12 protein-coding genes and 1 other RNA gene are annotated in these 14,325 nt (G+C 40.7%); 2 read left to right on the plus strand and 11 right to left on the minus strand.

Annotated features, from left to right (window positions below; translation table 11 throughout):
- Window positions 1-12: 12 nt before the first annotated feature.
- The 11 genes from murG to rsmI form a co-directional block, all read right to left on the minus strand.
- Window positions 13-1,077, minus strand: a complete 1,065-nt coding sequence (gene murG / locus A6E03_RS17750; RefSeq protein WP_065601420.1) for an undecaprenyldiphospho-muramoylpentapeptide beta-N-acetylglucosaminyltransferase — start codon at window positions 1,075-1,077, stop codon at window positions 13-15.
- Window positions 1,061-2,263, minus strand: coding sequence for a cell division protein FtsW (gene ftsW / locus A6E03_RS17755; protein WP_065591367.1), 1,203 nt, complete (start codon window positions 2,261-2,263; stop codon window positions 1,061-1,063). The genes murG and ftsW overlap by 17 nt, the downstream gene beginning before the upstream one ends.
- A gap of 2 nt (window positions 2,264-2,265) precedes the next feature.
- Window positions 2,266-3,594, minus strand: a complete 1,329-nt coding sequence (gene murD, locus A6E03_RS17760) for a UDP-N-acetylmuramoyl-L-alanine--D-glutamate ligase (RefSeq protein ID WP_065601421.1) — start codon at window positions 3,592-3,594, stop codon at window positions 2,266-2,268.
- Window position 3,595: 1 nt separating this feature from the next.
- Complete coding sequence (gene mraY / locus A6E03_RS17765) at window positions 3,596-4,678, minus strand: phospho-N-acetylmuramoyl-pentapeptide-transferase (protein WP_065591369.1); 1,083 nt, start codon at window positions 4,676-4,678, stop codon at window positions 3,596-3,598.
- Window positions 4,678-6,036: a UDP-N-acetylmuramoyl-tripeptide--D-alanyl-D-alanine ligase gene (gene murF, locus A6E03_RS17770; RefSeq protein WP_065601422.1), complete on the minus strand. Its 1,359-nt coding sequence runs from the start codon at window positions 6,034-6,036 to the stop codon at window positions 4,678-4,680. The genes mraY and murF overlap by 1 nt, the downstream gene beginning before the upstream one ends.
- Complete coding sequence (gene murE, locus A6E03_RS17775) at window positions 6,033-7,514, minus strand: UDP-N-acetylmuramoyl-L-alanyl-D-glutamate--2,6-diaminopimelate ligase (RefSeq protein WP_065601423.1); 1,482 nt, start codon at window positions 7,512-7,514, stop codon at window positions 6,033-6,035. Before murE ends, murF begins: the two co-directional genes overlap by 4 nt.
- A gap of 7 nt (window positions 7,515-7,521) precedes the next feature.
- Window positions 7,522-9,261, minus strand: coding sequence for a penicillin-binding transpeptidase domain-containing protein (locus tag A6E03_RS17780; protein ID WP_065601424.1), 1,740 nt, complete (start codon window positions 9,259-9,261; stop codon window positions 7,522-7,524).
- The gene (gene ftsL, locus A6E03_RS17785; RefSeq protein ID WP_065601425.1) at window positions 9,258-9,584 is read right to left on the minus strand and encodes a cell division protein FtsL; all 327 of its coding nucleotides are present in this window, start codon (window positions 9,582-9,584) and stop codon (window positions 9,258-9,260) included. The genes A6E03_RS17780 and ftsL overlap by 4 nt, the downstream gene beginning before the upstream one ends.
- Window positions 9,581-10,531, minus strand: coding sequence for a 16S rRNA (cytosine(1402)-N(4))-methyltransferase RsmH (rsmH, locus tag A6E03_RS17790; RefSeq protein ID WP_012551107.1), 951 nt, complete (start codon window positions 10,529-10,531; stop codon window positions 9,581-9,583). Before rsmH ends, ftsL begins: the two co-directional genes overlap by 4 nt.
- 167 nt (window positions 10,532-10,698) lie before the next feature.
- Window positions 10,699-11,107: RNase P RNA component class A (gene rnpB / locus A6E03_RS17795), an RNA gene on the minus strand.
- 55 nt (window positions 11,108-11,162) lie between these two features.
- The gene (gene rsmI / locus A6E03_RS17800) at window positions 11,163-12,026 is read right to left on the minus strand and encodes a 16S rRNA (cytidine(1402)-2'-O)-methyltransferase (RefSeq protein ID WP_065591374.1); all 864 of its coding nucleotides are present in this window, start codon (window positions 12,024-12,026) and stop codon (window positions 11,163-11,165) included.
- A gap of 135 nt (window positions 12,027-12,161) precedes the next feature.
- Between rsmI and A6E03_RS17805 the strand changes: the two genes are divergently transcribed.
- Window positions 12,162-13,973, plus strand: a complete 1,812-nt coding sequence (locus A6E03_RS17805) for a penicillin-binding protein activator (protein WP_065591375.1) — start codon at window positions 12,162-12,164, stop codon at window positions 13,971-13,973.
- Complete coding sequence (locus A6E03_RS17810) at window positions 13,954-14,325, plus strand: YraN family protein (protein ID WP_065591376.1); 372 nt, start codon at window positions 13,954-13,956, stop codon at window positions 14,323-14,325. Before A6E03_RS17805 ends, A6E03_RS17810 begins: the two co-directional genes overlap by 20 nt.

Below are 14,325 nucleotides of genomic sequence, written 5' to 3' on the forward strand. Positions count from 1 at the left end.
ATCTCAATTCGTTTATCTTGCGAGGGTTTTAATCGCATTGGCAACACGTACATCAGCATCAATAATGGCTGCTTTACGAGCATTACTTGCCATTTCTAATAATTCTTTTCGTTCTAATCCATTAAGTGTAGCAACCAAACGCTGAACAGTTAAATCTTGTTGTTCAATCATTTGCGCTGCTCCACACTGTACAAGGTGATCCGCATTTAATGCTTGTTGACGATCTTTATGCATAAAAGGAATAAATACAGAACCAACACCCGCAGCTGAAACCTCTGAAACAGTTAGCGCACCAGAGCGGCATACTAGAACATCAGCCCAAGCGTACGCTGCGGCAACATCATCAATAAACTCAGTAACTGTGGCATTTGCAATACCATTTTCTTGGTAAGCGGCATTTACTGTTTCTTGATTTCCTTTACCTGCTTGATGCCAGATCTCGACAGCATGACTCAGTTTTGGTAATGCTTCAGGTAAGGTCGTATTAAGAATACGGGCACCTTGACTACCTCCCATGATTAATACACGAATAGGGCCGCTACGTTCAGCAAATCGTTCGCTTGGATGAGGTAATTGACATACATCTTCCCTTACTGGATTACCAACGACGTCTGCATTTGGAAAAGCACCCGGAAACGCTTGAAATACACGTTTAGCAATTTTAGATAACCACTGGTTGGTTAAGCCAGCAACGGCATTTTGTTCATGCAACACAACAGGGATACCGGATAACCAAGCAGCAATACCACCAGGGCCACTTACGTACCCTCCCATACCAAGTACAACATCAGGCTGCCATGCTTTAATATGCTTTTTAGCTTGAGAGATCGCGCCCAATATTTGAAACGGCGCAGCAAGCAACTTTTTAAAGCCTTGTCCACGTAAGCCTTTTACTTTGATAAAGTCGATTTCAATACCATGCTTTGGTACTAAATCCGCTTCCATTCTATCTTCTGTACCTAACCAGCGAATTTCCCATCCTTCACTTTGTAGCTGTTTTGCTACTGCTAATCCAGGAAATACATGACCGCCAGTACCACCAGCCATCACTAATAAACGTTTATTTTTGTTCTTCATTTTCGCTCCGTGGAGGCTCGTTTTCTAAAAAGACACGACATTCATGATCAATACGAATGAGGAGGGAGACTGCGACAGACATAATAATTAAACTGGAACCGCCATAACTGATAAGAGGTAATGTCAGCCCTTTAGTTGGGACAATGCCCGCAGCGGCACCAACGTTAACTAAGGTTTGAAAAGCAAACCAGATACCAATACCAAACGCTAAAAAGCCACCAAATCTCTGATCATGCTGTAAACACTTTCGACCAATAAATAATGCTTTAAATACTAAAGAAAAAATTAAAATAAGAACTAAAGATACGCCGACAAAGCCTAACTCTTCCGCCACCACCGCAAATACAAAGTCGGTATGAGCTTCTGGCAAATATTCTAATTTTTGAATCGAATTACCAAGCCCTTCTCCGAACCAGCTGCCTCGACCAAATGCCATTAAAGATTGTGTTAATTGATAACCGCTACCAAATGGGTCTTGCCATGGGTCTAAGAAAGAAGTGATACGGCGCATACGGTAAGGTTCAGCAATGATTAGGACAATAACCAAGGAAATACCACTCATAACTAAAGCAATAAATTGCCATAACTTAGCACCAGCAATAAATAACATCCCAATCGTAGTTACAAACATTACGATGGTTGTCCCTAAATCTGGTTGCATTAATAAAAAGAAAGCAAGCCCGATGAGAACAACTAATGGTTTAACAAACCCTTTAAAACTATCCCTGACTTCACCATGACGACGAACGAGATAACCCGCGATAAAGACAAATAAAGAAAGCTTAGCCACTTCGGCTGGTTGTAAATTAAAAATACCTAACGGTAGCCAACGTGCAGCTCCATTTACAGATTTACCTACAACTAATACCGCAGCCAATAACAAAAAAGAAATCAGCAATAAATGGCTACTGTATTTTAACCAATTATCCAATTTTATACGTAATACAAATGAGGAAACGACAAGTGCAAAAAAAACAAACAACATATGTCGAATCATAAAATGAAATGGTTGTCCGGTTAAACGCGTGCTAATAGGAAAAGACGCTGAGCCTACCATAACAAGACCAGTTAACATTAAACCTAAGGCAATCCAGATTAACTGACGATCAAACATCACTTTAGGTGATGGTGTTAAACACCACTCTTGTACGGTCAAAACCGATTGTTTAATACGTTCAATGCTCAAAATTAACTCTCAACTGAATACTGTTTTGCTAGTTGAGTAAATGCATCACCTCTAGCCATAAAATTCGCATATTGATCAAAACTTGCACACGCAGGAGAGAGCATGACCATGTCTCCTTCGTTTAATGTCGGAAATAACTTTTCTATTGCTTCATCCATTGTTTTGCAGTGTTGAGAACGAGAGTCTAAAGTCAGAAATTTATCACCATCATCACCAAAACAATACATCATTAAATCCAATTTGTTCAATGCTGGCGATAATTCCGAAAAATCGGCCCCTTTGCCAACACCACCAACCAACAAATGAAGTTTCCCTTCAATACTAAGGCCAGAAAGTGCAGCCAGTGTACTCGCCACATTGGTTGCTTTAGAATCGTTAACCCATCGAACACCATTCATTTCAGCGACAACTTGGCAGCGATGCGTTAATCCATTGTAACGCTTCAACGTTTCTAATGTTTTATCGGTATTAACACCGGCTGCATCAAGTAAAGCAAGAGCAACAAGGCTGTTAGCAATATTGTGTTTACCAACAAGACCAAGCTCATTGGCAGCAATAATAGGTGTGTTATTTTTAGCTAAAAAAAGCTGACCGTTTTCTTCAACGCAACCGTACTCATCACGGGCATCAAACCCAAAACTAATTAACGTTTTATCTGCTGTATCTGGGTACGTTTCTTTATCATCACGATTAACAATACAAACATCGGCATGATCAAATATACGTAACTTCGCTTGACGATAATCAGCCATACCTTGGTATCTATCCATATGGTCTTCCGATAGATTCAAAAATGCGGCGGCTTTTAGTTTTAATGAGGACGTAGTTTCGAGTTGAAAACTGGATAGTTCCAGTACATAAAGATCGGCATCTTGTTCTAATAGATCTAACGCAGCAAAGCCGATATTGCCACCGACAGCGGTTTTAACCCCTGCAGCATTGGCCATTTCACCAGTTAAATCGGTGACCGTACTTTTGCCATTAGAGCCGGTAATTGCAATCACAGGTGCCTTCACTGCCCACGCAAACAACTCTATATCACCAACAACTGGTGTTCCCTTTTTAATCGCTGGTTGCAATTGAGGCGAAGCAAGCGCAATTCCCGGGTTGGTAACAATAAGATCGGCCTCTAACAGCCACTCTTGTTGCCAACCACCAGAATGTAACTCAACATTTTCAGGCAAATGGTCTTGGCCTGGTGGCGTTTCACGAGTATCAATAACCTTTACTATTAACGCCTCTGGTTGCCTAAGTAGGTGCTTAACAACAGATAAGCCTGTCATACCTAAACCAACCACCACAACGCTTTTTACACCACCAAAACCAGTCATATTAACGTACCTTCAATGTCGCTAATGCAATAAGAACCAATAACATAGAGATAATCCAAAAACGCACGATTACGCGCGGTTCTGGCCATCCTTTCAATTCATAATGGTGATGAATTGGAGCCATACGGAAAATACGTTGACCACGTAGCTTGTATGAGCCAACTTGTAGAATTACAGAAAGTGTTTCTACAACAAATACACCACCCATGATAACCAAAAGGAATTCTTGACGTACTAAAACCGCTATCGTACCTAGTGCGCCACCCAGTGCTAATGAACCAACATCGCCCATAAATACTTGTGCAGGGTAAGTGTTAAACCATAGGAAACCAAAGCCTGCACCAACGATTGCGGCACAAACTACAACCAATTCACTTGCTTGTGGAATGTGTGGAATATGTAAGTAATTCGCAAACTGTACGTTGCCTGTCGCCCATGCAATGAAAGCAAAACCAGCGGCAACAAATACCGTTGGCATGATAGCTAAACCATCCAATCCATCCGTTAGGTTTACGGCATTACTTGTACCGACAATAACAAAGTAGGTTAGCAAAATATAAGTCAAACCAAGTTGTGGCATTATATCTTTAAAGAAAGGAACAACGAGCTGTGTTGCCGCCGTATCTTTACCATAAGCATATAATGCAAAAGCAACCACTAACGCAATTGCCGACTGCCAAAAGTATTTCCAACGAGCAATCAAACCGTCTGTATTTTTACGCACAACTTTACGATAGTCATCAACAAAACCAACCGCACCATAACCTAGTAGCACAAACATAACTGCCCATACATAAGGATTAGTTAGATCTGCCCATAAGAAAACGGTTACTGAAATGGCGGTTAAAATCATGATACCGCCCATGGTTGGCGTACCACGCTTGCTAAAATGAGATTCTGGACCATCATCACGCACTACTTGGCCGATTTGAAGATTTTGTAACCATCGGATCAGTTTAGGCCCCATCCATAACGAAATAGATAATGCGGTAATAATACTTAAAATAGCTCGAAAGCTAAGGTATTCGAATAAACGAAAAAATGGGAAATATTGCTCTAGAAAGTTAGATAACCAGATAATCATTACTGACACTCCTTAAGAGCTAAAACTACTTCGCTCATACGTGAACTATTGGCACCTTTTACTAGCACGGTAACCTCATTATGTTTAATTAATTGTAATTCTTGCAATAAATAGGCATTTAATTCGTTACGAGACTCAAAGTGTCTGCCATTGCATAATTCGCTGATCACCTTGGTATCATCACCAAACGTTATTACTTGCTCAAATTGATATGGGGCAGCATATTCACCAACTTCACGGTGAAGTGCAAGGCTTTCTTTACCAAGCTCAGCCATATTGCCTAAAACCAGCCAACGATTGCCATTAAAGCCACCAAGTAAGTCCACTGCGGCTTTCATCGCAGGAACGCTGGCATTGTAAGTATCATCGATCACTTTCAAACCAGAAGGTAAAACCTCAACAGCAACCCTTCCTTTTACATTTTCAAGCGATTGTAAGCCTTGTTGAATATCAGCTAATGTACAGTTAGCTTGAACAGCTAACGCCGCTGCCGCAACTGCATTTGCTACATTATGCTTACCAATAATCGTGAGTGAAACCACGATGCTTCCTACCGGTGTATTCAATGTAAATGAAGAAGCACCAAGACCATTGATTTTTATATTACTTGCATGAAAGTCAGCTTGATTATTTTCTTGTGAAAAACTCAATACCGTTTTGTTTTCAAATAAATCAGACCAGCGAGGTAATCCATTACTGTCTAAATTATAAATAGCCGTCGCATTTTCCTTTAGACCTTCAAAGATTTCACCTTTTGCCTTCGCAACTCCTTCTATCGAACCAAATCCTTCTAAATGTGCCGCCGCAATATTATTTACTAAGGCGACATCAGGACGAACAAGTTGAGTGGTATAAGCGATTTCATTTTGATGATTAGCGCCGAGCTCAATGACAGAGAAATCATTACTTGGTTGAGATCGTAACAACGTTAATGGCACGCCGATTTCATTATTAAAATTACCCGCAGTGGCTAACACTTCACCAGAACGTTTTAAAATAGACGCTAACATTTCTTTTACGGTGGTTTTTCCACAACTGCCAGTTAAAGCAATGGTAAAGGAATGGCATTGCTGATGAACATATTGACCGAGTAACCCAAGCGCTTTTTCCGTATCACTCACGATCACTTGAGGTAATGGAGAATCAACCTCATGAGAAACAAGTAAAGCCACCGCTCCTTGCTCTTGCGCTGTAGACACGAAATTATGAGCATCAAATCGCTCACCAATCAATGCAACAAAAAGGCCTTCCTTTTCTATATTTCTACTGTCTGTCGATACTGACGATACTTGATAGTCAGTACCTACTAACTGTCCATCACATATTTTAGCAATATGACTAAGATGCATTGCTATCATGATAGTAATCCTAATAATTTCTGTGCACTTTCACGATCTGAGTAATGAACAGTTTTATTCGCAAGTACTTGGTAATCTTCATGTCCTTTACCTGCAAGCAAAATTATGTCGTTTTCACCTGCTTGAGATAACGCATACTGACAAGCATCAAAGCGGTCATGAATTATTTTTGCTACTTCTGGCTCATTTAAACCAACTAACATATCTTTCGTTATGATGCTCGGATCTTCAGAACGAGGGTTATCATCACTTAAAATGATCACATCAGCTTGCTGTTCAGCGATTCTGGCCATCATTGGACGTTTACCTGTATCTCTATCGCCACCGCAACCGAATATACACCATAACTTGCCACTACAATGAACTCGTAAGGCTTGCAATGCTTTATCAAGCGCATCAGGAGTATGGGCATAATCAACGACTATTTTTGCTTTTCCTTCTGAGCTAAAAAGTTCCATTCGTCCAATAACAGCACTTAATTTTGGTGCCGCCGCTTCTAATTCAAGAATGTCATAACCCAAAGACAGTAAAGTAGCGAAAGCAACGAGAATATTACTCGCATTAAACGCTCCGATTAATGGAACTGACAGGTTTGCACTTCCCCAATCAGAATTCAGAGATATTTGAATTCCATCCGTAGAATAAATGACAGAAGTTGCAAACACTTTTTTACCTGAATGGAAAGAAAGATTACCTTCGTTCAATGATACCCCGACAGCATTAGGCAATTCTTTTAACCAAGAAGCACCCACAGTATCATCGGCATTAATGATTGAATATTTAGGACTGTGAGAGGTAAACAACAGTTTTTTTGCTTCAGCATAATTTGCCATATCGCCATGATAATCTAAGTGATCACGACTTAAGTTAGTAAATACTGCGGCATCAAAATTTAAGGCATTAACACGCCCTTGAACCAACCCATGAGAAGATACTTCTAATGCGGTTAGCTTTGCCCCTATATTTTCAAGATCCGATAATGTCTGTTGGATCTCTATTGGGCTACCCGTCGTATTTAACGCAGGTTTCAGATCAGTTAATAACCCATTGCCAGTCGTCCCCATTACTCCCGCAGGCGTATTTAATAAAGTAGCCCACTGTGCAATGATCTGTGAAATGGTTGTTTTACCGTTAGTTCCCGTAATACCAACCAACTGCATTTTTCTCTGTTCAGCGTGATAAAAACGCCCAGCAACCGCGCTGAGTTTTATCGATAGCGCATCGAGATAAATAATAGGTGTTTGATCGATAAAACCGATGGTTCCCGTCTTATTAATCTCATCACTTTGAGCCAATACCGCCGATGCGCCTTGCTTAATCGCAACAGGGATAAACTGTCGGCCATCGACCGCGTGACCTTGAATCGCAACAAATAGGCAACCAGTGGTTACTTTGCGACTGTCCAATGTCATGGATGATATTTCTACGACTTGATTTAATTCACACCAAGGCAACAATAATTCAGATAACTGCATCATCCTTTTCCTAATTCAATACATCGATATGTTTTACGGTACTTTCGTCCGGCGCTACATTTAATATTTGCAGTGCATCTTTCATCACCTGCCCAAAAATAGGGGCAGCAACTTGCCCCGCATAATATTCATCGCCTTGCGGTTGGTTCACTATCGTCACCAAAGCAATACGAGGATTACTTACCGGAGCAACACCCGCAGTTACCGTCATATATTCATCACTGTAACCACCACGAACCGCTTTACGAGAGGTTCCGGTTTTCGCTGCAACTCGGTATCCAGGAACCGCCGCTTTAGTCGCAGTACCACCCGGTTGGGTTACTGTTTCCATCATCGCCAATACCGCTTTAGCGTGTTCACGATTAACCACTTGTTTACCCGGAATTGGTCCCGTCGTTTTCGTAATAGAAAGTGGACGATATTCACCATAAGCGCCCAGTGTTGCATACGCATGAGCTAATTGAATGGGAGTAACAGAAAGGCCATAACCAAATGCAAGAGTGGCAATTTCAAAATCAGACCAACGGCGGCGATCAGGGAATATACCCGTCGCTTCACCTATCAAATTTAATCCAGAAGGATCTGCCAAACCAACCGCACTGTATTCAGCCAATAGTTCTTGTAAGGGCATATTTAACGCCAAGTGCGCCACACCGATGTTACTCGATTTCTTTAAAATAGTAGTTAAATTCGCTTTACCCACTTTAGAACTATCACGAACTCGACTTCCACCAATGCGCATAATGCCATTACCGGTATCTACAATCGTATTTAGGTTTGCAGTACCACTATCAAGCGCCGCTAATACGACAAATGGCTTAACCGTTGAACCCGGCTCTAACGTATCGGTAATAACACGATTTCGCATTCTAAAGTTTTGTAACTGACTTCTGTCATTTGGGTTATAAGACGGGGCATTAACCATTGCTAATACTTCACCCGTTTTAATATCTATCATTACCACTGACCCAGACATAGCGCGATAGTCAGCAACTGCTTGTTTGATTGCTCGATAGGCAATCGCTTGTAAGCGTTGATCAATACTTAATGTTAATGGCTTACCTTCTTGCTTCTCTTTTAACGAAATATTTTCAACCACTCGGCCATAACGATCTTTTCGCACTGTACGTCGACCTGGTTCACCGGTTAACCAGCCATCATAGCTTCGCTCCACACCTTCAAGGCCGTGGCTATCAATCCCCGTAACACCAATAACGTGAGCACTGATCTCACCCGAAGGATAATATCGACGAGACTCTGCTTTCAAACCAATACCGGCGAGTTTTAACTTTCGAATATAAGCAGCAACCGCAGGGGAAATTTGACGCTGAAGATAGATAAAGCGGCGTTTTTTATTCTTTTCTATTTTGGAAAGTAATTCTGTACGCTTTAAACCGAGAACATCAGCCAGAGCATGCCATCGATCAACTTCAACTAAACCGCCCGCTTTATAGATCGCAACAGGATCAGCCCACACTGCATCAACAGGAACACTTACCGCAAGTTGTTCATCATTTCGGTCTGAAATAATACCGCGAGCGGAAGGCATTGCCTTAACTCGAATAGAACGCATATCGCCTTGTTTAATAAGGTTATCTGGTTCTATTACTTGGATATAAGCCGCACGAGCAATCAAAATAGCCAAGGCAAGAAAAACAAAAAAAACAATAACGCCAAAGCGCCACTGAATTAAAGTCGGTGGCGCTTTGCTTATACGTTTATTATTTGACTTTCTACTTGGTAATTTCATCGTAGTTTTATTATGACTTCTTTATCGGGTGCTGGTCGTTTCATGTTCAATTCATCAACAGAACGAGATTGGACCCGGCTATGCTCCGCTAATGCACTTTCTTCTAAAATCAAATTACGCCACTCACCATCTAAAATATCTTTTTCAAGTAATAAATTCTCTCGCTTAACGGCCATTTGACGAGTATTGTGCGTCGCCAATACAACACAAATAGCACTGAAAAAGATAAATATTAATAAAATCGTATGAAAACGGCCTACTCCAAACAGATCTAGACCAATCATCTTTGTTAAATTAGATGGTGTTGGGGTATTTTGACTCATAAGCGCTCAGCGATACGTAGAACTGAACTGCGTGAACGAACATTAACATCAACTTCATTAACGGTAGGTTTAATGGCTTTACCAATAGGCTTCATTTTTGCACTGCCTAATGCTTTAATTTGGTTTTCAGTCAAAGGAATACCATGAGGAACTTGTGGGCCTCTGCTTTCTTTACGAATAAAATGTTTAACCATGCGATCTTCTAATGAATGAAAGCTAATCACAGACAAGCGTCCACCTTCAGCAAACACATCAAGAGCGCCATTTAAAGCGGTATCAATCTCATCCAATTCACTATTAATATAAATACGGAATGCTTGGAAAGTACGAGTCGCAGGGTGCTTTTTCTCTTTAAAATTCTTAGGTGCAACATCAGAAATTAATTTAGCGAGTTGACCTGTACGAGTTAACGGCTCATTCTCTTCGTTATCACGGTAAGCAACAATACCTTTAGCAATGCGCCATGCGTGCTTATCTTCGCCAAACTCACGGATAACCCAAGTAATATCTTCAACATCGGCAGTCAATAACCATTGAGACACAGGCATTCCAGAGGTTGGATCCATACGCATATCTAATGGACCATCTTTCATGAAGCTAAAACCACGGTCTGCATCATCGAGTTGTGGTGATGACACACCTAAATCAAGTAAAACACCATCAATTTGCCCCACTAAACCTAACTCTTCAACATATCCTTTTAGACCAGAGAATGGTCCATGAATAATGTTGAATCGCGGATCTGTAATGGTTTTCGCTTCAGCGATTGCTTGAGGATCACGGTCAATACTGTACAAACGTCCGTTTTCACCTAATCGAGATAAGATTTGACGACTATGACCACCGCGGCCAAAAGTGCCATCAATATAGATACCATCAGGTTTAATCGCTAAACCATCAATAGATTCATGAAGAAGAACGGATACGTGTTGAAATTGTTCAGACATAGTGAGTATTTACTACCGTAATAATGAGAATAAGCAACTGAATTTTAGTTGAAAGTGTAAACTAAAAATGCAGTGATGTGTGTCAAATTAGTGATAATTCTAAACCAATGTAGCAGAAAGCACAAAGCCCACCATAAGACTACCGAAATAGTTTTATGGTGGGCTAAGTTAGGAGCCGACATATAAGCCGGGTTCTGTCCCGCTTGCGCGGTGGTAACCATTCGTCTAGGCCTGCAATCGCTCACAGGCTCAAGCAATCTACCCGCCCCCAAACACGAGCAATGCTATGCGAGGGCCTATTTGATCTTGCTCCGGGTGGAGTTTACCTTGCAACGTACTATTGCTAGACGCCCGGTGCGCTCTTACCGCACCCTTTCACCCTTACCTGTGCTTACTTCCCTATCCCGAAGAATAAAAGAAGATTAAGCCATCGGCGGTTTTCTCTCTGCTGCACTTGTCGTAGGCTTGCGCCTCCCAGGCGTTACCTGGCACCCTGCTCTATGGAGCCCGGACTTTCCTCCCCTCCACCAGTTTCCCGAAGGACTTGAATGAAGCAGCGATTACCGAGTCAGCTCCTGAAGCGAATGATATAAGAGTCAGTAAAAACTTACCACTCTTTTTCTCAATTCTCTTAATCTAAATGCTCTAAACCCCATTTATATAGGGCATTTTTCTTCACGCCATGTATTTCAGCTGCCATTGCTGCTGCTTTTTTAAGCGGAAGCTCTTTTACAAGAATAGAAACCGAGCGAGTGGCTTCAAACGGAAGTTCGTCTTTTGCTTCACTTCTAAATCCATGAATTAATAAAACCATCTCTCCACGCTTACGGTTTTCATCCTCTTTAACCCATTCAATCAATTCACCTAATGGCGCGCCATGAATGGTTTCGTATCTTTTTGTTAATTCACGAGCGAGAACCACGTGTCGATCAGCACCAAGTACCGTTAGCATATCGTCTAGTGAATCCATAATTCGATGTGGTGACTCATAAAAAATACACGTACGTTCTGCTTGAGCTATCTCTTCGAATTTATCTCTACGACCTTTACTTTTCGGAGGCAAAAAGCCTTCAAAACTAAATCGGTCAGAAGGTAAGCCAGCTGCTGACAATGCAGTAATAACAGCACAAGCACCTGGTAATGGAACAACATTGACATTTGCTTGACGACAACGATTCACTAGATGGTAACCTGGATCACTAATTAATGGCGTTCCCGCATCTGAGACAAGAGCAATAGATTTACCTTGTTGTAATTTACTGATCAACAGGTCTGCTTTATGCTGTTCGTTATGATCATGCAATGCAAATGTTTGACTAGATATGCCAAAATGAGACAATAATTTGCCTGTATGTCGAGTATCTTCAGCTGCGATTAAATCCACAGACTTTAGAACCTCTAAAGCGCGCTGCGTTATATCGCCTAAATTACCTATTGGCGTAGGAACAATGTATAAAGTTGCAGTCTCTACCACAGATAAATTGTGTTCTGTCATTTGTTTACTATCTCTTCTGCGATTAATATAGGAATATGAGTAGACATCACTATAATCAAAATAATATTTTAGCTGTTCGGGTGATTAGCATCCATAGTAACAACAGCCCTTTTAAGTAGGACCAGTATATTACCCATGGCAAATATGACCCTTAGAAAGAACAGTGTAACACGCCTTATTGCTCCTGTAGCCTTAGCGCTAACTTTAGCTGCGTGTTCGAGTTCCCCAAAAACTCCCGAACGCCTCGATATAACGCAATCACCAGCAGAAACCAGCAGCGCGTATATTTTAAAAGCAGATCAACAGCAAGGTACTCTACAAACTGATTTTTTAATAATGGCATTAAAAGCGTCAGTACAAGAGCAGAATTTTGAGTTATCAAGTAGATTGCTAACACGCTTGTCTGGCCTACAATTATCCCCAAGCCAGACTGCAGAAGTGCAATTAAATCATGCTTCCATGCTGAAAAAACAAAATAAATATGAAGAAGCCCTTCAGGTTCTAAACTTCCAAGAATGGTGGAAAATAGAAAATAAACAATGGATTAGTTATTACAAATTGCGTCATGAATTGTATCTATTTAATGGTGACAATCTTAATGCTGCAAGAGAACTAATCAATCTTGATTCATATACACCAGAAGATAGAAAACAACAACTTTGGGATCAAGTGTGGACAAACATCTCATCACTAAATAGTGCTAACCTTCAAGATGTAAAATTAGATGAGAGCGAAACGAATCTTCATGGTTGGGTTCAATTAGCAACTTATTTAGATACGTTAAAGCACTCACCAACTCGTCTTCAAGAAGCATTAAATGAATGGCTACAAACAAATCCAACTCATCCGGCCGCAACTTATACTCCACAAGAAGTGTTAGATATTCTTGCTCTTGAGATTACCCGTCCTGAAAATGTTGCATTACTTCTTCCTTTATCTGGACGCTTTGGTCCTCAAGGTATTCGTGTTCGTGACGGCTTCATTAATATGATGATGGAAGATAAAGAACGTGGGGAGTTTACCACTCTAAAAATCATTGATACTGAAATCACACCGATGGCAGAGATTATGACGACTTTAGAGCAAGAAAAAATTCAATTTGTTGTCGGTCCTCTAGTTCGCAGCAAGATAGAAGAATTTCAATCGCTAAATGAAAAAAACATTGCTCAACTCGCCCTTAATATTCCAAGTGAAATTGATGTAGAGAAAAACAGCTGCTACTTTACCTTGTCCCCAGAGCAAGAAGCTGAACAGGCAGCAATTCACTTATTTGAACAAGGGCATAAACACCCATTATTTCTAGCTCCGCAAGGAACGATGGGAGAACGCCTTAGCCAAGCATTTAGTGACAAATGGTACCAATTAACAGCGAAAAAACCGGCAATTAGTTATTTTGGTAATAAATCACAATTACAACAAAAAGTTAATAGTGTTTTCGGACTAGAAAGTAGCCAAGCTCGAATCTACCAGATGAATGCTTTAACAAATATTGAATTAGAATCGCAACCTCGTAGCCGCCGTGATATTGATGCTGTATACATGGTTGCTAAAAGTAGTGAGCTCGTTTTATTAAAGCCATTTATTGATGTTGCTATTAACCCAGGTATTACGCCACCTAAACTTTATGCTAGCTCTCGCAGTAATAGTGGGCGCCAAACGAAGTTAGTCGAAATTCACGGCATTGAATTTAGCGATATCCCATTACTAATAAGTGAAGACCATAATTTTAAAAAACAATATGATGAACTTTGGCCAAACAGTAGTAATGGCGAGACTCGACTTCACGCACTAGGTATGGATGCTTATCAATTAATCACCGAATTACCACAAATGAAAGTGGTCGAAGATTACCAAATGAATGGTAAAACAGGCGAGCTTAGCATTAATAAAGAGTGCGTTATTCAACGACAAATTAGTTGGGCGACTCATGGAGAAAAAACTGAATAAACGCGCGACAGGTGAATACTATGAGTTGATGGCACAACGTTACTTAGAAAAGCATCAACTCACATTCATCGAACGTAATTTCCATTCAAAAACCGGAGAACTTGATCTTATTATGCGAGATCGAGATTCTTTCGTTTTTGTTGAAGTAAAATATCGAGCATCTTCAAATTACGGTTCTGCTCAAGAAATGGTAACATGGCAAAAACAACGTAAGTTACAACGAACCGCTCTCTTCTGGCTAATGAAAAATGGCCTCTCGGTTGAACACTCATCTTTTAGATTTGATGTAGTTGCTATCCACTCACAAGGTCAGGACATCAACTGGATCAAAAATGCAATTGTTGAAGGGTAA

Source organism: Aliivibrio sp. 1S128 (genome assembly GCF_001691065.1).
In the GTDB taxonomy this organism is placed as follows: Bacteria; Pseudomonadota; Gammaproteobacteria; order Enterobacterales; family Vibrionaceae; genus Aliivibrio.

Coding starts and splice junctions, on each gene's coding strand:
- murG (WP_065601420.1), bottom strand. CDS start 1,077: ATGAAGAACAAAAATAAACGTTTATTAGTGATGGCTGGTGGTACTGGC.
- murD (WP_065601421.1), bottom strand. CDS start 3,594: ATGACTGGTTTTGGTGGTGTAAAAAGCGTTGTGGTGGTTGGTTTAGGT.
- mraY (WP_065591369.1), bottom strand. CDS start 4,678: ATGATTATCTGGTTATCTAACTTTCTAGAGCAATATTTCCCATTTTTT.
- murF (WP_065601422.1), bottom strand. CDS start 6,036: ATGATAGCAATGCATCTTAGTCATATTGCTAAAATATGTGATGGACAG.
- murE (WP_065601423.1), bottom strand. CDS start 7,514: ATGATGCAGTTATCTGAATTATTGTTGCCTTGGTGTGAATTAAATCAA.
- A6E03_RS17780 (WP_065601424.1), bottom strand. CDS start 9,261: ATGAAATTACCAAGTAGAAAGTCAAATAATAAACGTATAAGCAAAGCG.
- ftsL (WP_065601425.1), bottom strand. CDS start 9,584: ATGAGTCAAAATACCCCAACACCATCTAATTTAACAAAGATGATTGGT.
- rsmH (WP_012551107.1), bottom strand. CDS start 10,531: ATGTCTGAACAATTTCAACACGTATCCGTTCTTCTTCATGAATCTATT.
- rsmI (WP_065591374.1), bottom strand. CDS start 12,026: ATGACAGAACACAATTTATCTGTGGTAGAGACTGCAACTTTATACATT.
- A6E03_RS17805 (WP_065591375.1), top strand. CDS start 12,162: ATGGCAAATATGACCCTTAGAAAGAACAGTGTAACACGCCTTATTGCT.
- A6E03_RS17810 (WP_065591376.1), top strand. CDS start 13,954: ATGGAGAAAAAACTGAATAAACGCGCGACAGGTGAATACTATGAGTTG.